The organism is Streptomyces sp. NPDC015242 (assembly GCF_043079125.1).
Taxonomy (GTDB): Bacteria; Actinomycetota; Actinomycetes; order Streptomycetales; family Streptomycetaceae; genus Streptomyces.
In genome coordinates this window covers 84,260-102,377 of the sequence record NZ_JBIBUF010000006.1, presented here as the reverse complement: position 1 = coordinate 102,377, position 18,118 = coordinate 84,260, and the positions used below count along the sequence as shown (strand labels likewise).

Below are 18,118 nucleotides of genomic sequence, written 5' to 3'. Positions count from 1 at the left end.
ACAGCACGGAATGCGAAGGGGGTCCGAGCGTGACGATTCTGGAGACCATCCGGCAACCACGCGACCTGAAGGCGCTGTCCGAGGCCGAACTGGGGGAACTGTCAGGCGAGATCAGGGAGTTCCTGGTGCACGCGGTCGCCAGAACCGGCGGCCACCTGGGACCCAACCTGGGCGTGGTCGAACTGACCGTCGCCCTGCACCGGGTCTTCGAGTCGCCGGCCGACCGCATCCTGTGGGACACCGGCCACCAGTCCTACGTCCACAAGCTGCTCACCGGGCGCCAGGACTTCTCCAAGCTGCGCGGCAAGGGCGGCCTGTCCGGATACCCCTCACGCGAGGAGTCCGAGCACGACGTCATCGAGAACAGCCACGCCTCCACGGCCCTCGGCTGGGCCGACGGGCTCGCCAAGGCCCGCCAGGTGCAGGGCGAGAAGGGGCACGTCGTCGCGGTCATCGGCGACGGCGCCCTCACCGGCGGCATGGCCTGGGAGGCCCTGAACAACATCGCGGCCGCCAAGAACCGCCCGCTCATCATCGTCGTCAACGACAACGAACGCTCCTACGCCCCGACCATCGGCGGCCTCGCCAACCACCTCGCGACGCTGCGCACCACCGACGGTTACGAGCGGGTCCTGGCCTGGGGCAAGGACGTCCTCCAGGGCACGCCCCTGATCGGCACCCCCCTCTACGAGGCCCTGCACGGCGCGAAGAAGGGCTTCAAGGACGCGTTCGCCCCGCAGGGCCTCTTCGAGGACCTGGGGCTGAAGTACGTCGGGCCGATCGACGGGCACGACATCGGGGCCGTGGAGTCCGCGCTGCGGCGCGCCAAGCGCTTCCACGGGCCGGTCCTCGTGCACTGCCTCACCGAGAAGGGCCGCGGCTACGAACCGGCCCTCGCGCACGAGGAGGACCACTTCCACACCGTCGGTGTGATGGACCCGCTGACCTGCGCGCCCCTCTCGCCCGCCGGCGGCCCGTCCTGGACCTCCGTGTTCGGGGAGGAGATCGTCCGCATCGGCGAGGAGCGCGAGGACGTGGTGGCGATAACCGCCGCCATGCTGCACCCGGTGGGGCTCGGCGCCTTCGCCGAGCGGTTCCCGGACCGGGTGTGGGACGTCGGGATCGCCGAGCAGCACGCGGCCGTCTCCGCGGCGGGGCTGGCGACGGGCGGCCTGCACCCGGTCGTCGCCGTCTACGCCACCTTCCTCAACCGCGCCTTCGACCAGCTCCTGATGGACGTGGCCCTGCACCGCTGCGGGGTGACCTTCGTGCTGGACCGGGCCGGGGTCACCGGTGTCGACGGGGCCTCCCACAACGGCATGTGGGACCTGTCCGTGCTGCAGGTCGTCCCGGGGCTGCGCATCGCCGCGCCACGGGACGCGGACCAGCTGCGCGCCCAGCTGCGCGAGGCGGTCGCCGTCGACGACGCGCCGACCCTGGTGCGCTTCCCGAAGGAGTCGGTGGGGCCGGAGATCCCCGCCGTCGGCCGCGTGGGCGGACTGGACGTGCTGCACCGGGCTCCCGAGCCGCGGGTACTGCTGGTGGCCGTGGGCGTGATGGCGCCCGTCTGCCTCCAGGCCGCCGAGCTGCTCGAAGCACGCGGCATCGGCTGCACCGTCGTCGACCCGCGCTGGGTCAAACCCGTCGACCCGGCGCTGCCGGGCCTCGCCGCCGGGCACCGCATGGTCGCGGTCGTCGAGGACAACAGCCGGGCCGCCGGGGTCGGCTCGGCCGTGGCGCTGGCCCTCGGCGACGCCGACGTCGACGTACCCGTGCGGCGGTTCGGCATCCCTGAGCAGTTCCTCGCGCACGCCAAGCGCGCGGAGGTGCTCGCCGACATCGGCCTGACCCCCGTCGAGATCGCCGGACGGATCAGCGCGAGCCTGACCGTCAGGGAAGAGCTGTGCAAGGAGTCACAGGAATGACAACCGCCGAGTCCGCGCCGGAGTCGTCGCAGGCCGGGGAGTTCGACCTCGGCAAGCTGCTGGCCGAGCGCGGGGCCGAGCGCTACGAGCTGCACACCCGGTACCTCAACCACCAGCTCCCGCGCATGCTGCACACCATCGGCTTCGACAAGGTCTACGAGCGGGCCGAGGGCGCCTACTTCTGGGACGCGGACGGCAACGACTACCTGGACATGCTCGCCGGGTTCGGGGTGATGGGCCTCGGCCGCCACCACCCCGTGATCCGCAAGGCGCTGCACGACGTCCTGGACGCGCAGCTGGCCGACCTGACCCGGTTCGACTGCCAGCCGCTGCCCGGTCTGCTGGCCGAGAAGCTGCTGGCACACAGTCCGCACCTGGACCGGGTGTTCTTCGGCAACAGCGGCTCCGAGGCCGTCGAGGGCGCCCTGAAGTTCGCCCGGTTCGTCACCGGCCGTCCCAGGGTGCTGTACTGCGCGCACGCCTTCCACGGCCTGACCACCGGCTCCCTCTCCGTCAACGGCGAGTCCGCCTTCCGGGACGGCTTCGCCCCGCTGCTGCCCGACACGGCCGTGCCGCTCGGCGACCTCGACGCGCTGGAGCGGGAGCTGCGGAAGGGCGACGTCGCCGCCCTGATCGTGGAGCCCATCCAGGGCAAGGGCGTGCTCCAGGCCCCGCCGGGCTACCTGCTCGCCGCCCAGGAACTGCTGCGCCGGCACAAGGCGCTGCTGATCGCCGACGAGGTGCAGACGGGCCTCGGCCGCACCGGCGACTTCTACGGCTACCAGCACGAGGACGGGGTGGAACCCGACCTGGTGTGCGTGGCCAAGGCGCTGTCCGGCGGCTATGTGCCGGTCGGCGCCACCCTCGGCAAGGACTGGATCTTCAAGAAGGTCTACTCGTCCATGGACCGGGTGCTGGTCCACTCGGCGAGCTTCGGGTCCAACGCGCAGGCCATGGCGGCGGGCCTCGCGGTGCTGTCGGTGATGGAGAACGAGCAGATCGTGGCCAACGTCCGGGCCACCGGGGAGCGGCTGAGGTCGCGGCTCGCGGCGCTGACGGACCGGTACGAGATGCTCGCGGACGTCCGCGGGCGGGGCCTGATGATCGGCATCGAGTTCGGCCGCCCGAAATCGCTGAAGCTGCGGAGCCGGTGGGCGATGCTCCAGGCCGCGCGCAAGGGACTGTTCGCGCAGATGGTGGTGGTGCCGCTGCTGCAGCGCCACCGGATCCTCACCCAGGTCTCAGGCGACCACATGGAGGTGATCAAGCTGATCCCGCCGCTGATCATCGGGGAGCGGGAGGTGGACCGGTTCGTCGACGCGTTCACGGCCGTGATGGACGACGCCCACGACGGCGGACTGGTGTGGGACTTCGGCAAGACGCTCGTCAAGCAGGCCGTCGCCCAGCGGTGAGAGCGGGCGGCCAGGGTTTGCCTGTGAGGCAAAAAATTTGCCGCTGAGGCAAGACTTCGGCTGAATGGAGGCATGAGCTCCTCCGAGACCGAGCGGCCCTCCGGGGCCGGCTCGCCGGCCGATCCGGCCGATCCGGCCGATCCGGCCGATCCGGCCGGTGCGCTGCCGGCGGTCGCGCCGCAGCTGCGGGCCCTGCGCCGCCAGGCCTCCCTGACCCTGGAGACCGCGGCCCGGGCCGCCGGACTGTCGCCCGCCCACCTCTCCCGGCTGGAGACCGGGCAGCGCCAGCCCTCGCTGCCGATGCTGCTCACGCTCGCCCGTGTCTACGGTACGACCGTCTCCGAGCTGCTCGGCGAGACGGTCGCGGGCCGGGACGCCGTCGTGCGCGCCGCCGACATGGAACCTACCGCGGCGGGCGGCTGGACGTACTGGCAGGCCGGCGCCTCCGGCCGCGGGATGCAGGCCCTGCGGGTCCACGTCCCCTACGGCTCCCAGGGCGACATCGTGCGCGTCCACCCCGGCGAGGAGTGGCTGCACGTGCTGCGCGGGCGGCTGCGGCTGCGCCTCGGGGACGCCACCCACCGGCTGGCGGCCGGCGACAGCGCGCACTTCGACTCGCTCACCCCGCACCGCATCGCCGCCGAGGATCACGACGGCGTCGACCTGCTCTTCGTCCACACCCTGCTGCAGAGCCCCACGGCCGCACTGTGCCTGGGCCCGACCCCCGGAGACGCGTCATGAGAGACATGGAGGAGAAGTTCCCCCGCGCCCTGTGGGTGCGGCTGTTCATCTACCTCGTCCTGGGCCACGTCTTCGCGGCCTTCGTCTACCTGCTGTTCGAGGTCGGGGCCAAGTAGGCGCCGCCCCGCGGCTCAGTCGAGGAGCCGCTCGCGCAGCTGCTCCCGGGTCCGCGGGGAGAGCTTCAGCCCCTGCTCCAGGTAGGGGTCGACGCCGCCCCAGGTCTCCTCGATCGTCTCGAACGCGGCCGTCAGGTACTCGGCGCGGGCGTCGAACAGCGGGCTGAGCAGCTCCATCACCTCGGGGGAGTAGGCCGAGGCGGAGGAGCTGCTGCGGTGGACCTTGTAGCGGCGGTGCTTGGCGTTCGACTTCAGGTAGTCCTCGACGATGGCGTCACGCTCGACGCCGAGGGCGAGCAGCGTCACCGCGATGGACAGGCCCGCGCGGTCCTTGCCCGCCGCGCAGTGCATCAGCGCGGGGACGCTGTCCTCCGCGAGCGCGTGCAGCACCCGGGAGTGCTCGGCGGTGCGGTCCTTGATGATCATGCGGTACGAGGCGATCATCCGGTCGGCGCCCTTGCCGTCCGCGAGGATCGAGCGCAGCTGGTCCAGGTCCCCGTCGCGGACCATCCGCCAGAACTCGGCGCCGTCGGCCGGGTCGCTCAGCGGCAGGTTCACATTGCGCACGCCCGGCAGCTCGATGTCCGGTCCCTCGAGCTTCTGGTCGGCGGCGTTGCGGAAGTCGAAGACCGTGTGCAGGCCCAGTGTGGCCAGGAAGGCGGCGTCCTCCCCGGTCGCGTGCGCCAGGTGGCCGCTGCGGAACAGCACGCCCTGCCGCACCCGCCGCCCGTCCACGGTCGGCAGTCCGCCCACGTCGCGGAAGTTGCGCACTCCGGCCAGCTCGGGCTCGGTCGACGGGACCTGCTGTGTCACGTGGGCTCCTCCCCATCGGCGCCGCCGGCGCGGGCTCGCCGGCGGGCACCACTCGACCATACGACATGGGTGCCAGGGGCAATGAAGTGTCCACAGGCGTTGCCCGGAGCGCCCGCCGCCCCCGATGATGTTGCCGCGTGATCGCACCTGTTCGCGGTTGTTCGAACCTGTGGGGGCTCGATGATCGACATCTCCGAGGACGGCCGCACCTGGGTGCTGTCCGGGCCGGCCGGCAGCTACGCCGTCCACGTCACCGACCGGCACGAACTGCTGCATCTGCACTGGGGCCCGCGCATCACGCTCGCCGACGCCGAGGCCCTCGCCGCCCGTCCGCTGCCGGAGTACCGGCCCTTCGAGTCCCCGCTCGACGGCCGCGAGGAGTACCCCGTCGAGGGCGGCCCCCGGTTCGTCCGCCCGGCCCTGTCCGTGCGCACCGCCGGGCGGCGCGGCACCGAGTGGGTCTTCGAGGGGCACGACACGCCGGACGGCGAACTGCGCCTGCGCTTCCGGGACGGCGGCCTGACGATCACCCTGCACTACCGGATGCGCCCCGGCGCCGACGTCGTCGAGCGCTGGGTGACCCTGGACAACCGCGGGCCCGAGACCGAGGTGCTGCGCGCCGACTCCGCCGCCTGGACCCTGCCCGACCGCGGCACCTGGCGGCTGTCCCAGCTGCACGGCCGCTGGGCGGCCGAGTCCCGGCTGGTGCGCTCCGAGCTCACCTACGGCGAGAAGGTGATCGGCAGCCGCCGCGGCCACACCGGCCACCAGCATCTGCCCTGGGTCGCCCTCGACACCGACGCGACCGAGGAGCACGGCGAGGTCTACGGCTGCGCCCTGGGCTGGTCCGGCTCGTGGCGGATCTGTGTGGCCCAGCTCCCCGACGCGCGCGTGCAGATCACCGGCGGCGCCGGCCACGACGACTCGGGTCTGCTGACTCTGGGCGCCGGGGAGTCGTACACGACCCCCGTCTTCGCCGGGCTGTGGAGCGACGGCGGCTTCGGCGGGGTGAGCCGCGCCTGGCACGCCTGGCAACGGAAGTACGTGATCCCGGACGCCGGGCGGGACCGGCCGGTGCTGTTCAACTCCTGGGAGGCCACCGAGTTCGACATCTCCGAGGAGCAGCAGCGGGCGCTCGCCGAGCGGGCCGCGGCCCTCGGCGTCGAGCTGTTCGTGGTCGACGACGGCTGGTTCGGGGCGCGCACCAGCGACCGGGCGGGGCTCGGGGACTGGACGCCCAACCCCGACCGCTTCCCCGGCGGGCTGAAACCCCTCGCCGACCACGTGCACGGCCTCGGCATGCGGTTCGGCATCTGGGTCGAGCCCGAGATGGTGAACCCCGACAGCGACCTGTACCGCGCCCACCCGGACTGGGTGCAGTACCAACCGGGACGAAAGCGGACGGAGTTCCGCAATCAGCTCGTGCTCAACCTCGCCCGGCGGGATGTCCAGGAGTATCTGTGGGGACAGCTGGACGGGCTCCTCTCCAGCGCCCCGATCGACTACGTCAAGTGGGACTTCAACCGCTGCTTCACCGACGCCGGCTGGCCGGAGGATCCGTATCCGCAGCGGCTCTGGGTGGACCACGTCCGCGCCCTGTACGCCCTGCTGGACCGGCTGCGGGCCGCACACCCGGGTGTGGCCTTCGAGTCCTGCTCGGGCGGCGGCGGCCGGATCGACCTGGGCGTGCTGAGCCGCACGGACCAGGTGTGGACGTCCGACAACACCGACCCCCTGGACCGGCTCGCCGTCCAGCACGGCTTCAGTCAGATCCACCCCGCGCGCGTGATGGCCGCCTGGGTCACCGACAGCCCCAACGCCATGCTCAACCACCGGGCCAGTTCCCTGCGTTTCCGGTTCGTCAGCGCCATGGCCGGGGTGCTCGGGGTCGGCGGCGACCTCACGCGGTGGACGCAGGAGGAACTGGCCGAGGCGCGGGAGTGGGTGCGGCTCTACAAGGAGATCCGGCCCGTGGTGCAGCGTGGCGACCTGTACCGGCTGCGACCCCCGGGGAGCGGCCTGAGCGCCGTGCAGTACGTCCTCGGCGACGAGACGGTCGTCCTCGCCTGGCTCCCGGCGCAACGCTACGGCGAGCCCGGTCCGGCACTCCGGCTCCGCGGCATCGATCCGGCGGCGACGTACGAATGCCTCGAAACGGGCGAACTTCACCGAGGGGGCGTGCTGCTGCATCACGGACTGCGGGTCGGTCTGCGTGGCGACCTGGACGCCGCCGTGGTCCGCCTTAAGCGGAAGTAGTGCTTCTTGTCCGAATAAGGCGCTTAGGCCGGTTCGCCATAACGTGCCCTGGTCGTACAGGAGATGGGGGCAAGGTGCGTGACCATCGTCATACCGGTGACGATGTGTTGTCGCCATGTGCACGTAATCAGGGTGTTTCGCGAGGCCATTGAGGAAAAGGCAAGATCGGAAATCCACGCTCGGTGACGGGAAATGTGTCGACGCGTCGAGGAAAAAGGCCGCACGGGCAACCGCAAGCTTGTCCCGCCGCGTCCTGGTCGCTTACGTTCCAGTCCACTCCGGACGGACGCCTAATCCTGCCGCCGCCCGGAGCCCGCACACCCACTGACCCGACGTACGGCAGGAGCGGGGGACCCACAGGTAAGACGCCTGTTCCGGTTCCCGGAACGGGCTTGGGGTTGAGCCGCGCCTCGGCGCGGCCGGGCATCTCCAGCCCGCACCCGACAGCTCACCTCGCAGGCGACGGAGAGGAATGCGCCATGCCCGCGAAGGGTAAGCACCGCCGTCCCAAGACTCAGCGTTTCACCCGCTCCATCGCCGTCGCCGGAACCGGCGGAGCCGCTCTCGCCCTTCCCCTCATGGGTGCCGCCGGCGCCCACGCCGCCCCCGCCCAGTCGGCTCCGGAAAAGGCCGTCCAGGCGGCTCCGGCCGCCGGGAAGAAGGCCGCCGGAAAGGCGACCGGCGCGCGTACCTACACCGTGAGGGCGGGCGACTATCTGGCGAAGATCGCCGACGACCAGAACGTCAGCGGCGGCTGGAAGAAGCTCTACTCGGACAACCGCGACGCCGTCGGCGACGACCCGTCCCTGATCCACCCGGGCCTGAAGCTCTCCCTGGGCAAGAAGGCCGCGGCGAGCGCGCCCGAGGCGCCGTCCGCGCCGAAGGCCTCCGCCGAGGAGCCGGCGAAGGGCACCGCGAAGAAGCCCGCGAAGAAGTCCTCGTCCGCACCGGCGAAGGCGGAGACCGCCGCCGAGCCGGCCGCCGCCCAGCCCGCCGCGCAGAGCAACGCCAGTGGCTACAGCTCCCCGGTGGACGGTGCCACCGTCGGCACCCCGTACCGCATGTCCGGCAGCATGTGGTCCAGCGGTTACCACACCGGTGTCGACTTCGTCGTCCCGACCGGCACCTCCCTCAAGGCCGTCGGCGCGGGCACGGTCGTCTCCGCCGGCTGGGGCGGCGCGTACGGCAACCAGGTCGTCGTCAGGCTGAACGACGGTCACTACGCCCAGTACGCCCACCTGTCGCAGCTCTCGGTCTCGGCCGGCCAGACCGTGACCGCCGGACAGCAGGTCGGCCTGTCCGGCGCCACCGGCAACGTCACCGGACCGCACCTGCACTTCGAGATCCGCACCGCGGCCGGCTACGGCTCCGACATCGACCCGGTCGCCTTCCTGCGCTCCCACGGCGTCTCCGTCGGCTGACCCGATCGCACGGCCACCCGCCTGACACGCCACCGAAGGCCGGACCCGGCACCCCGGGTCCGGCCTTCGGCGCGGGACGGCGGCAACACTCCCGTCCGGTCGGCTATTCCACAGTTGGCGAACACTTTGGCAGTGGCTTATCTCACCGCCCGTCAACCCCTTCCTACGGTCGCGTAGGTCACATTCGAGGGTGAATCATGAGCGGCTGTGGCAGACGATTCGAAGAGTGACAGCAGAGCAGTGATCGGGTCGTACGTGGCGGTGGGGGACAGCTTCACCGAGGGCGTCGGTGATCCCGGCCCCGACGGGGCGTTCGTCGGCTGGGCCGACCGGCTCGCCGTCCTGCTCGCCGACCTCCGGCCCGAGGGCGACTTCCGGTACACCAACCTCGCCGTGCGCGGGAAACTCCTCGACCAGATCGTGGCGGACCAGGTGCCGCGAGCCGTCGAGATGGCCCCCGACCTCGTGTCCTTCTGCGCCGGGGGCAACGACATCCTGCGGCCCGGCACCGATCCGGACGAGGTGGCCGAGCGCTTCGAGCGGGCGCTCGCGCGGCTCACCGCGGTGGCCGGGACGGTGATGGTGACGACCGGGTTCGACACCCGTGGCATGCCCGTGCTGAAGCATCTGCGCGGCAAGATCGCCACGTACAACGGGCACGTCCGCGCCATCGCCGACCGGTACGGCTGCCCGGTGCTCGATCTGTGGTCGCTGCGCAGCGTGCAGGACCGCAGGGCCTGGGACGCCGACCGGCTGCACCTGTCTCCCGAGGGGCACACGCGGGTCGCGCTCCGGGCGGGGCAGGTGCTCGGGCTCGACGTGCCGGCCGACCCCGAGCAGCCGTGGCCGCCGCTGCCGCCGCGGGGCACGCTGGAGGTCCGGCGGGACGACGTGCACTGGGCGCGGGAGTTCCTGGTGCCGTGGATCGGGCGCCGGCTGCGGGGGGAGTCCTCGGGCGACCATGTGACGGCCAAGGGGGCGTTGTCGCCGGACGACATCCGGATGCGGATCGCCGCCGTGGCGTGAGACGCCCGCACTCGGTGGGGGTGGGGCCTTCGCCCGTCGCCCCCGCCGAGCCGCGCCACGCCCCGGGCCGTTACGCCGAGTTGCTCATCGGCGGGGGCAAGGGGGCGGCGGCCAGGCCCAGTTCGCGCGTCAGGGTCTCCTCCGTCCACTGCTGGGCCCGGGCGCGCGGCAGCGCCCCGGGGTAGGACGTCAGCTGGACGGCCAGGCCGTCGAGGAACGCGGTGAGGCGGAGGGCCGTGGCCCGGGGGTCGGGGCAGGGGAACTCACCCGCCGCGACCCCCTCCGCGATCACCTCGGCGAGAGCCGCCTTCCACTGGCGGTCGAGGTCCTGCGTGACCTCCCGCAGCGCCGGCTCGCGCAGGGCCGCCGCCCAGCCCTCGATCCACAGCCGCCAGCCCTTGGCCTGGCCGGTCGGGGCGTACCAGCGCACGGCCGAGCGCAGGCGCCGCAGCGCCGACGTCCGGCGGCCGAGCAGCTTGCGCAGGTGTGCGAGGTCCGCCTCGGCCGCGTGCCGGAACGCTGCCGCGACCAACTGCTCCTTCGACGCGAAGTGGTAGAGCACCAGCGCGTTGCTCACCCCCAGCGCCGAGGCCACGTCGGCGATCCTGACCGCCGCCACGCCCCGGGCCTCGATCTGCTGCACGGCGGCGCGCAGCAGTTCCTCACGCCGCTCAGCCACGCTCAACCGGACTCTCGCCACGCCGTCACCCTACCCACGCGGCGGTCCCCTCCCGACGTGCGGATCCGGCCGGTCCGGCGTGCCTCAGCGGTACCAGCCGTACCGCCGGGCGATCAGCGGCAGCCGGTCGGCGGCGATCGCGTGGGCGGCCGCGCGAGGAGTCGTCCCGTCGGTGCGCGCCCGGGTGAGCATCAGCTCGACCAGGGCCCGCATCGAGCGGCGCGTGTACGCGAACGCCTCCTCCGCGTCGGCGCCGACGTCCCCGAACAGCGTCCACCACCACCAGGCGTTGGTCGCGGAGTTCACCACCACGTCCGGCAGTACGGTCACCCCGCGCGCGGCCAGCAGCGCCTCCGCCTCCGGACGGACCGGCATGTTGGCCGCCTCGACGATCCAGCGGGCCGTGACGTGAGCCTGGTTGGAGGCGTCGACGGCGTACGACACCGCCGCCGGCACCAGCACCTCCGCGTCGGCCGACAGCCACGCCTCGCCCGGGAGTTCGAGGTCGTCCGGGCGCAACGCCGAGCGGTCCACCGTGCCGTGGGCGTCCCGCGCGGTGAGCAGCCGCTCGACGTCGAGTCCGGCCGGGTTGGCGATCGTGCCCTTGAGGTCGGCGGCCGCGACGATCGTGAGCCCGGCGCGGGAGAGGAAGCGCGCGGTGGCACCGCCCATGGTGCCCAGCCCCTGGAGCGATACCCGGGTCCCCCCGCGCGGGACACCGGCCCGGTCCAGGGCCGTGAGGGCCGCCTCGGCGACGCCGCAGCCGCCGACCAGCTGGTCGAGCCCGATGCCGTCCACCTCGACCGCGAACGCGTCCGCGAGCCGGCGGCGTGCCCCGGCCTCGTCGTCCAGCAGCGGATACACGGCCTGGACGGTGGAGACCAGCCCCGCCTCGGCCGCGGCCCGGTCCACCAGGTCCTGGGACAGACCGAGGTCCTCGCCCGTCGTCCACTGGCTCTCGACGTAGGGCCGCATCGCGCGCAGGTAGCGCACCAGGAGCGGGTAGGCCTCCGGGTCGCGCGGGTCGCAGTCGATGCCGCCCTTGGCGCCGCCGAGCGGGACGTAACGGTTCGCCGGGTCGTAGTGCAGGGCCTCCTTCATGGTCATGCCGCGCGCCAGGCCGGTGACCTCGTCCAGGGTGCAGCCGGGACGCATCCGCAGGCCGCCGCTGGCGACCCCGCGCACCAGCCGGTCCACCACCAGGAAGCCCTGCCGGCCGGTGACGTGGTCGGTCCAGGTGAGGGACAGCAGGGGGCTGGGCATGAGGGCTCCTTCGCCGGGTCGCCGAAGCGTGTACTGAATCGCCGGTCAGTATCGCGCCCGTGGGACGGCCCGCGCACCGGCGGTCGCGGAGGCGCCGACCATAATGGAAAGCCTGACCGACTCCACCTGGAGGTACCGTGGCCGGTTTCCGTTCCCTCAGCTCCGGGCTCCGCGCACTGCGGCCCGAGGCGTTCGGCGCGGACCCACGCGGTGAGCGCATGGCGCGCATCCGCAGATCGCCCCACTTCAAGGACGGGGTCTTCCAGAACCCCGGCGGCCCCGCGCGGACCCGGCCCTCGGGCTCGGCCCTGGACTTCGCGAAGGTCTTCTTCGACAAGGACACCCGGCCACGCCGTGCCCCCGGGGGCACGGTGCCGGTGCACTCCACCACCCTCGCCGACATCGCCCGGCCCCCGGCGACCGGCCTGCGGCTGACGTGGATGGGGCACTCCAGCGTGCTCGCGGAGATCGACGGGCGGCGCGTGCTCTTCGACCCGGTGTGGGGCGAGCGCTGCTCCCCGTTCCCCTTCGCCGGGCCCAAGCGGCTGCACCCCGTGCCCGTGCCGCTCGCCGCGCTCGGCCCGGTCGACGTCGTCGTCATCTCGCACGACCACTACGACCACCTCGACCTGCCCAGCATCAAGGCCCTGGCCGGCACGGACACGCTGTTCGCCGTGCCGCTCGGCGTCGGGGCGCACCTGGAACGGTGGGGCGTGCCGGCCGACCGGCTGCGCGAGCTGGACTGGCACGAGTCGACGAAGATCGCCGGTCTCACCCTCACCGCGACCCCGGCCCGGCACTTCTGCGGCCGGGGCCTGCGCAACACCCAGCACACCCTGTGGGCCTCCTGGGTCGTCGCCGGAGACGAGCACCGGATCTACCACAGCGGGGACACCGGCTACTTCGAGGGCTTCAAGGAGATCGGCGCCGAGCACGGGCCGTTCGACGCCACGATGATCCAGATCGGCGCGTACTCCGACTTCTGGCCCGACATCCACATGACCCCCCAGGAGGGCGTGCGGGCCCACCTCGACCTGCAGGGCGGGCCGGAGCACGGCCTGATGCTGCCGATCCACTGGGCCACCTTCAACCTGGCCACGCACCCCTGGGCGGAACCGGGGGAGGGGACCCGCTCGGCCGCCGGTGCCGTGGGCGCCCGGATCGCCCTGCCCCGCCCGGGCGAGCCCTTCGAGCCCACGGCCGGAACCGTCCCGTCCGCGCCGTGGTGGCGCGGGGTGGCGCTCGATCCGGCGGGCGGTTCGGCGGCGGGCGGTTCGGCGGCGAGTGGTTCCCCGGCCGGTGACGCCGTTGGCGGCGTCGCGATCAAGTCCGCCTCCGACGCGGCAGCCATGGCCCAGGCCGACACGGTGAGTGACGGTCACGGGAGGGCGGCCAAGGGTACGGAGGACTCCGAGGCGCTTCCGGCGGGCTGATCCGAGGCGCGGGCGAAGCGACGGCGAGGGCCGGGGAGCGAGAGGCTCCCCGGCCCTCGCCGTCTGCGTGTGACCGTTCCTGACCAGGTGAGATCAGTTCTCTTCGTCGATGGCCGGTTCGGCGGCGGGGTTATCGGTCTGTCGTACGAGGCCTCATACCAGAGCGGGACGCTCACCGTATGAGTTTGTCAACTGCCCACCGCACATGATGCGCTGGCGACTACTGTCAGTGGCCGTCGGAGAACAGGACGGACAGGGAGTGGGGGCCGGTACGTGCAGGCGCAAGGCGGACGAGGGAGCCGACGCGAGGGCGATCCCCGCTGCCCGCGTACCACCGACGCCGGCCCGGGCGCCGCACCGGCACCCGGTTCCGGGCGGCCCGCCGACCCGGTCCGGCCGGGTGCAGACCGGTCCACGGCTGAGGGCCGGCCGGGTGGCGAGCGGTCCACGGCTGGGGGCCGGCCGGGTGCCGAGCGGCTCACCGACGGGGGCCGGCCCGGTTCCGAGCGGTCCACTCCTCCGGGCCGGACGGGCACCGGGCGGCAGCGTGGGGAGGCCGGACGGACGGCCCGCGGCGCGCGCAGGCGGCCGCGGGAACCCGGCCGCGTCCCGGCGAGCCCCCCTGGCACCCAGGCCCGACGGACCAGTACGAGGACACCGATGTCTCACCTCCGCGCCCCGGCCGCACGAGCGGACCGCCGTGAGGGCGCGCGGCACGGGCGGCCCGCCGCCCGCCCCGCCCCCGCGCTGCCCGAGACCCACATACGGCCCCAGCTGATGCGGCTCGCCGTCCTGCCGCCCGTCGCCGTCGCCCTCAGCGGCTGCGCCGCCGTCCTCTTCACGGTCCGCTCCACCGGAGCCCGGCCGGGAGCGACCCTGTGGGCCGTGCTCGGCGGCGCCGTCTTCGTGACCCTCGTGGGCATCGCCGTCGCCGCCGTGGCCGCGGGCCGCGCCGCCCGCTCCGTGCACGACCGCATCGGCGTGCTGCGCCGGGCCACCGCACGCCGCGAGGCCGATCTGCGCGCCCTGGTCGAGACGCTCCGCCGGGGTGACGGGCCCCCGCAGCTCGCTCCGGACAGCCGGCGGGGCGGACCCGGAGAGGACGCCGACGACTTCGATCTCCTCGCGGGCGACCTCGCCCGGGCGCACGACGGTGCCGTCACCGCCGTCGTCCAGGCCTCGCAGCTCTCCAGCCAGGCGGGCAGCGAACAGAAGCTCGAAGTGTTCGTCAACCTCGCCCGGCGTCTGCAGTCGCTGGTGCACCGCGAGATCTCCATCCTCGACGAGCTGGAGAACGAGATGGAGGACCCCGACCTGCTCAAGGGGCTCTTCCACGTCGACCACCTCGCGACGCGCATCCGCCGCCACGCCGAGAACCTCGCCGTGCTGGGCGGAGCCGTCTCCCGCCGCCAGTGGAGCAACCCGGTCTCCATGACCGAGGTGCTGCGCTCGGCCATCGCCGAGGTCGAGCAGTACTCGCGGGTCAAACTCGTCCCGCCGATCGACGGCACCCTGCGCGGCCACGCCGTCGCCGACGTCATCCATCTGCTGGCCGAACTCGTCGAGAACGCCACGGTGTTCTCCGCCCCGCACACCCAGGTGCTGCTGCGCGCCAACCTCGTCACCTCCGGGCTCGCCGTCGAGGTGGAGGACCGCGGGCTGGGCATGCCGCTGGAGGAGCAGACGCGGATGAACGCGCTGCTCGCCGATCCCGACCAGGTGAACGTCGCCCGGCTCCTCGCGGACGGCCGTATCGGGCTGTTCGTGGTGTCGCAGCTCGCCCGGCGGCACGGCATCACCGTCCGCCTGCAGAGCAACATCTACGGCGGCGTGCAGGCGGTGCTCGTCGTGCCCCAGGCATTGCTGGGGGCCGAGGCCGGGACGCCCGCTTCCCCGGCCGCGGGAGTGGGGCAGGACGGGCGGGCACCGGCCGGTGGCACGGGGGTGGAGGGCGGGAGCCGTTCCGCTGCCGTGGGCGGTGCCGGTTCCGGCGGCGGGGCGGGTACGGACTCCGGAGCCGGAGGGCGCGACACGTCCGTGGAGCCCGGCACGTCCGCGGCACGGGCCGCAGGCCAGGGCATGTCCGGAACCGTGTCCGCCTCGGCGTACACCCCCGGGTCCGTCACCGCCGGCCCGTCCGGTACGGGGTCGTCGGCGGACCGGGCCCAGTCCGACGCGTGGCCCGTGCCCCCGGGCCCCGCGCCCCGGGGACGCCATCACGCGCCCGAACCGGCCCCGGACGGGGGCCGGGCCCCGGGCCGCCCCGCGCCGCTGCCCGTGCGCGGCGCCCACCGGGAGCGGCCCACCCCGGCCGAGGCGCGGCCCGGCATCAGCGACGACGACCGGCGCGTCCTCGCGGAGAACGTGGCCGCGGTGCCCACCCCCCGCAACGGCGCCGTGCGGGGCACCATGGGCAAGCCTCAACTGCCCCGCCGCCGCGCCCAGGAGCACATCGTCCCCCAGTTGCGCGACGGCCCGGTGCCCCGTCAGGACTCCGAGGTCCTCGTCGGTCACGATCCGGGTCTGATGGCCGCCTTCCAGCGCGGCATCAGCCTCGCCGAGGCCCAGCAGCACATGGAGGCGGAGTCCATGGGCGCCGCCGACCCGGACGGCTCGTCCATGGACTCCGCGCACACGGCCGCCTCCTCCAGGCAGTCCGCCCCCACGGAGTCCGCCCACCGGGACCCGACCCGCGTGCCGCCAGCCCACCCGGAGGCGCTCCCCACCGAGCTGACCTCCTCGGCCGTCCCGGCCCGCGGGGACGCGTCCCGCCCCGACCGCACCACCACCCGGCACGACGGGAGCGCACCCGCCGGATGACCACCCCCGTTTCCACCCCCACCCCCAGCGCTCCCGCAGACCTTCGTAACCCAAGGAGTCGATCCACCATGGCGAGCGATGCGCCGACCGCCCACGTTTCCGATCTCGACTGGCTGATGAGCGGCCTCGTGCAGCGCGTACCGCACACGACCGCCGCCGTGCTGCTGTCCTGCGACGGGCTCGTGAAGTCCATGCACGGCCTCGACCCGGACAGCGCCGACCACATGGCCGCCCTGGCCTCCGGGCTCTACTCCCTCGGCCGCAGCGCCGGGGTCCGCTTCGGCGACGGCGGCGACGTACGGCAGGTCGTCGTCGAACTCGCCTCGACCCTGCTCTTCGTCACCACCGCCGGTTCCGGCACCTGCCTGGCCGTGCTCGCCGGACGCGAGGCCGACGCGGCCGTGCTCGGCTACGAGATGGCGATGCTGGTCAAGAGCGTCCGCCCGTACCTGGTCACCGCTCCCCGCCAGCAGTCCGTCGAATCCCCGGCGATGAGGGCTTGAGCGTGACGGCGGCCGGCGACGGGCCCTGGCTCGACGACGCGGCCGGGCGGCTGGTGCGGCCGTTCACCGTCAGCAACGGCCGCACCCGTCCCACCGTCGCGCTCGACCTCATGTCGCAGGTGATGGCCACCGGGGCGACCCCCCTCGGCTATCTCGGCCCCGAACACGCGCAGGCGCTCGAACGGTGCCGCGTGCCCGTCGCGGTCGCCGAGGTCGCCGCCCATCTGAAACTGCCGGTGGCCGTCACCAAGGTGCTGCTGGCGGACCTCGTCGACTGCGGGGCGTTGACGACCAAGCCCCCCGCGTTCCACCACAACCCGACGGACCGGGCTCTTCTGGAGGCAGTGCTCGATGGACTACGACGACAGCTCTGACTACGCCGGCGGCACCGACCGCGGCGCCGACCCGTTCCCGACCGCGCTGAAGATCCTGGTGGCGGGCGGGTTCGGCGTGGGCAAGACGACCTTCGTCGGCGCGGTCAGCGAGATCGCGCCGCTCAGCACGGAGGAGCTGCTCACCACCGTCAGCGCCGCGACCGACAACCTCGACGGCATCGAGAACAAGGTCGAGACGACCGTGGCCATGGACTTCGGCCGCATCACCCTCGACCGGGAACACGTGCTGTATCTGTTCGGCACCCCCGGCCAGGAGCGGTTCTGGTTCATGTGGGACGAGTTGTGCGAGGGGGCGCTCGGAGCGGTCATCCTCGCCGACACCCGCCGGCTGCAGGAGTGTTTCGCCGCCGTCGACTTCTTCGAGCAACGAGGCCTCGACTTCATCGTCGCCGTCAACGAGTTCGACGGCGCCTACCGCTACGACCCCGAGGAGGTGCGCGGCGCCCTCGACCTGTCCGACGACGTGCCGGTGGTGTGCTGCGACGCCCGGATCTCCAGCTCCGGGGTGCAGACCCTGCTGACCCTGGTGCGTCACCTCATCGCCCACACGCCGGCCACCCCGACCGGGTACGGCGCCCACATGTGACATCCCACCACCCGCCAGGGAGACCCTGTATGACACCAGCCCACACCCCGGGAGCACGCCCATGAGCTACGACCCGCCGCGCCCGGCCGGTCGTCTGCTGCTCACACCCGAGGACAAGGAGGCCCCCGCCCGCGCTCGCCGACTGCGCGGGATGGGCCTGGGAGAGCGCCCCGAACCCGCCCTCGACGCCTTCGCCCAGCGCCTCGCCCAGCTCACCGGGGCGCCGTACGCCATGGTCAACTTCCCTTGCGAGCAAGGGCAGTTCTACGCGGGCCTGCACGTGCCGGCCGTCACGCCGGTGGTGCGCGGCGACGGCACCGGTCCGCGCCTCGGCCGCGTCCTGCCGCGCGACCACGGCTTCTGCCCCCATGTGGTGGCGCGCCGCAAGGCCCTGGTCCTGGAGGACGTCGGCGACTATCCCCGTTTCGCCGGCAATCCGGTGGTCGACGAGTTCGGCATCCGCTCCTACCTCGGGGCTCCGCTCATCGACGGCACCGGCCTGGTGCTCGGCACGGTGAGCGTGGCCGACGTCCAGCCGCGGCCCTGGGGGAAGGCGGGCCTGACGGCCATCAAGCAACACGCCGCCGAACTGGTCGTGCACCTGGAGGGCGGAGGCGGCCTGCTGCCCTGGTGAGTCGCACCGGGCCTTTCACCACCGCGGCTCCGGCCGCTCGCGCCGAGGGCGTGAAGGAAAGCTGAGGCGGCGCTTAAGAAATCCTCGATGGACCG

Annotated in this window: 16 protein-coding genes and 1 riboswitch; of the genes, 13 read left to right on the top strand and 3 right to left on the bottom strand. The window is 73.1% G+C overall.

The annotated features are described in order from the left end of the window. Positions 1 to 29: 29 nt before the first annotated feature. From dxs to ACF07N_RS21015, 4 genes are all read left to right on the top strand, one after another. On the top strand, positions 30 to 1,925 hold the full coding sequence (dxs, locus tag ACF07N_RS21030; protein WP_392115049.1) for a 1-deoxy-D-xylulose-5-phosphate synthase: 1,896 nt from the start codon (positions 30 to 32) through the stop codon (positions 1,923 to 1,925). Then, complete coding sequence (locus ACF07N_RS21025; protein ID WP_392115046.1) at positions 1,922 to 3,337, top strand: aspartate aminotransferase family protein; 1,416 nt, start codon at positions 1,922 to 1,924, stop codon at positions 3,335 to 3,337. The genes dxs and ACF07N_RS21025 overlap by 4 nt, the downstream gene beginning before the upstream one ends. A gap of 72 nt (positions 3,338 to 3,409) precedes the next feature. Then, positions 3,410 to 4,078: a helix-turn-helix domain-containing protein gene (locus tag ACF07N_RS21020; RefSeq protein ID WP_392115043.1), complete on the top strand. Its 669-nt coding sequence runs from the start codon at positions 3,410 to 3,412 to the stop codon at positions 4,076 to 4,078. Continuing rightward, positions 4,075 to 4,194 carry a DUF6126 family protein gene (locus ACF07N_RS21015; RefSeq protein WP_383320966.1) on the top strand — a complete coding sequence of 40 codons (120 nt, stop codon included), beginning with the start codon at positions 4,075 to 4,077 and terminating at the stop codon, positions 4,192 to 4,194. The genes ACF07N_RS21020 and ACF07N_RS21015 overlap by 4 nt, the downstream gene beginning before the upstream one ends. A 15-nt stretch (positions 4,195 to 4,209) precedes the next feature. Here the strand turns inward: ACF07N_RS21015 and ACF07N_RS21010 are convergent, their stop codons facing one another. Next, positions 4,210 to 5,007, bottom strand: coding sequence for a tyrosine-protein phosphatase (locus tag ACF07N_RS21010; protein WP_383320963.1), 798 nt, complete (start codon positions 5,005 to 5,007; stop codon positions 4,210 to 4,212). 180 nt (positions 5,008 to 5,187) lie between these two features. Between ACF07N_RS21010 and ACF07N_RS21005 the strand changes: the two genes are divergently transcribed. The 3 genes from ACF07N_RS21005 to ACF07N_RS20995 all read left to right on the top strand — a co-directional run bounded on the left by ACF07N_RS21005 (position 5,188) and on the right by ACF07N_RS20995 (position 9,710). Further along, positions 5,188 to 7,263 carry an alpha-galactosidase gene (locus tag ACF07N_RS21005; protein ID WP_392115038.1) on the top strand — a complete coding sequence of 692 codons (2,076 nt, stop codon included), beginning with the start codon at positions 5,188 to 5,190 and terminating at the stop codon, positions 7,261 to 7,263. A gap of 317 nt (positions 7,264 to 7,580) precedes the next feature. Beyond that, positions 7,581 to 7,738, top strand: a riboswitch (cyclic di-AMP (ydaO/yuaA leader). Between the two features lie 4 nt (positions 7,739 to 7,742). Beyond that, complete coding sequence (locus tag ACF07N_RS21000; RefSeq protein ID WP_392115035.1) at positions 7,743 to 8,684, top strand: peptidoglycan DD-metalloendopeptidase family protein; 942 nt, start codon at positions 7,743 to 7,745, stop codon at positions 8,682 to 8,684. A gap of 240 nt (positions 8,685 to 8,924) precedes the next feature. Continuing rightward, complete coding sequence (locus ACF07N_RS20995) at positions 8,925 to 9,710, top strand: SGNH/GDSL hydrolase family protein (protein WP_392115835.1); 786 nt, start codon at positions 8,925 to 8,927, stop codon at positions 9,708 to 9,710. A gap of 70 nt (positions 9,711 to 9,780) precedes the next feature. Here ACF07N_RS20995 and ACF07N_RS20990 read toward each other — a convergent pair whose 3' ends face one another. Next, on the bottom strand, positions 9,781 to 10,410 hold the full coding sequence (locus ACF07N_RS20990; RefSeq protein WP_392115033.1) for a TetR/AcrR family transcriptional regulator: 630 nt from the start codon (positions 10,408 to 10,410) through the stop codon (positions 9,781 to 9,783). 63 nt (positions 10,411 to 10,473) lie between these two features. Then, positions 10,474 to 11,652: a Glu/Leu/Phe/Val dehydrogenase dimerization domain-containing protein gene (locus tag ACF07N_RS20985; protein WP_392115030.1), complete on the bottom strand. Its 1,179-nt coding sequence runs from the start codon at positions 11,650 to 11,652 to the stop codon at positions 10,474 to 10,476. 137 nt (positions 11,653 to 11,789) lie between these two features. Here ACF07N_RS20985 and ACF07N_RS20980 point away from each other — a divergent pair, with 137 nt between their 5' ends. The 6 genes from ACF07N_RS20980 (at position 11,790) to ACF07N_RS20955 (ending at position 18,023) form a co-directional block, all read left to right on the top strand. Continuing rightward, positions 11,790 to 13,085, top strand: coding sequence for an MBL fold metallo-hydrolase (locus tag ACF07N_RS20980; RefSeq protein WP_392115028.1), 1,296 nt, complete (start codon positions 11,790 to 11,792; stop codon positions 13,083 to 13,085). Between the two features lie 660 nt (positions 13,086 to 13,745). Beyond that, on the top strand, positions 13,746 to 15,905 hold the full coding sequence (locus ACF07N_RS20975; RefSeq protein ID WP_392115025.1) for an ATP-binding protein: 2,160 nt from the start codon (positions 13,746 to 13,748) through the stop codon (positions 15,903 to 15,905). Positions 15,906 to 15,973: 68 nt separating this feature from the next. Then, positions 15,974 to 16,408, top strand: a complete 435-nt coding sequence (locus ACF07N_RS20970; protein ID WP_383336025.1) for a roadblock/LC7 domain-containing protein — start codon at positions 15,974 to 15,976, stop codon at positions 16,406 to 16,408. 2 nt (positions 16,409 to 16,410) lie between these two features. After that, positions 16,411 to 16,782, top strand: coding sequence for a DUF742 domain-containing protein (locus tag ACF07N_RS20965; protein ID WP_309093447.1), 372 nt, complete (start codon positions 16,411 to 16,413; stop codon positions 16,780 to 16,782). Next, positions 16,760 to 17,389 carry an ATP/GTP-binding protein gene (locus ACF07N_RS20960; RefSeq protein WP_383336026.1) on the top strand — a complete coding sequence of 210 codons (630 nt, stop codon included), beginning with the start codon at positions 16,760 to 16,762 and terminating at the stop codon, positions 17,387 to 17,389. The genes ACF07N_RS20965 and ACF07N_RS20960 overlap by 23 nt, the downstream gene beginning before the upstream one ends. Positions 17,390 to 17,450: 61 nt before the next feature. Continuing rightward, on the top strand, positions 17,451 to 18,023 hold the full coding sequence (locus ACF07N_RS20955) for a GAF domain-containing protein (protein WP_392115022.1): 573 nt from the start codon (positions 17,451 to 17,453) through the stop codon (positions 18,021 to 18,023). The last annotated feature ends 95 nt before the right edge of the window (positions 18,024 to 18,118 follow it).

Excerpts from the sequence above, each read along its gene's own strand:
- ACF07N_RS21025 (WP_392115046.1), top strand. The coding sequence starts at position 1,922 with ATGACAACCGCCGAGTCCGCGCCGGAGTCGTCGCAGGCCGGGGAGTTC.
- ACF07N_RS21020 (WP_392115043.1), top strand. The coding sequence starts at position 3,410 with ATGAGCTCCTCCGAGACCGAGCGGCCCTCCGGGGCCGGCTCGCCGGCC.
- ACF07N_RS21015 (WP_383320966.1), top strand. The coding sequence starts at position 4,075 with ATGAGAGACATGGAGGAGAAGTTCCCCCGCGCCCTGTGGGTGCGGCTG.
- ACF07N_RS21005 (WP_392115038.1), top strand. The coding sequence starts at position 5,188 with ATGATCGACATCTCCGAGGACGGCCGCACCTGGGTGCTGTCCGGGCCG.
- ACF07N_RS21000 (WP_392115035.1), top strand. The coding sequence starts at position 7,743 with ATGCCCGCGAAGGGTAAGCACCGCCGTCCCAAGACTCAGCGTTTCACC.
- ACF07N_RS20985 (WP_392115030.1), bottom strand. The coding sequence starts at position 11,652 with ATGCCCAGCCCCCTGCTGTCCCTCACCTGGACCGACCACGTCACCGGC.
- ACF07N_RS20975 (WP_392115025.1), top strand. The coding sequence starts at position 13,746 with ATGTCTCACCTCCGCGCCCCGGCCGCACGAGCGGACCGCCGTGAGGGC.
- ACF07N_RS20970 (WP_383336025.1), top strand. The coding sequence starts at position 15,974 with ATGGCGAGCGATGCGCCGACCGCCCACGTTTCCGATCTCGACTGGCTG.
- ACF07N_RS20960 (WP_383336026.1), top strand. The coding sequence starts at position 16,760 with ATGGACTACGACGACAGCTCTGACTACGCCGGCGGCACCGACCGCGGC.
- ACF07N_RS20955 (WP_392115022.1), top strand. The coding sequence starts at position 17,451 with ATGAGCTACGACCCGCCGCGCCCGGCCGGTCGTCTGCTGCTCACACCC.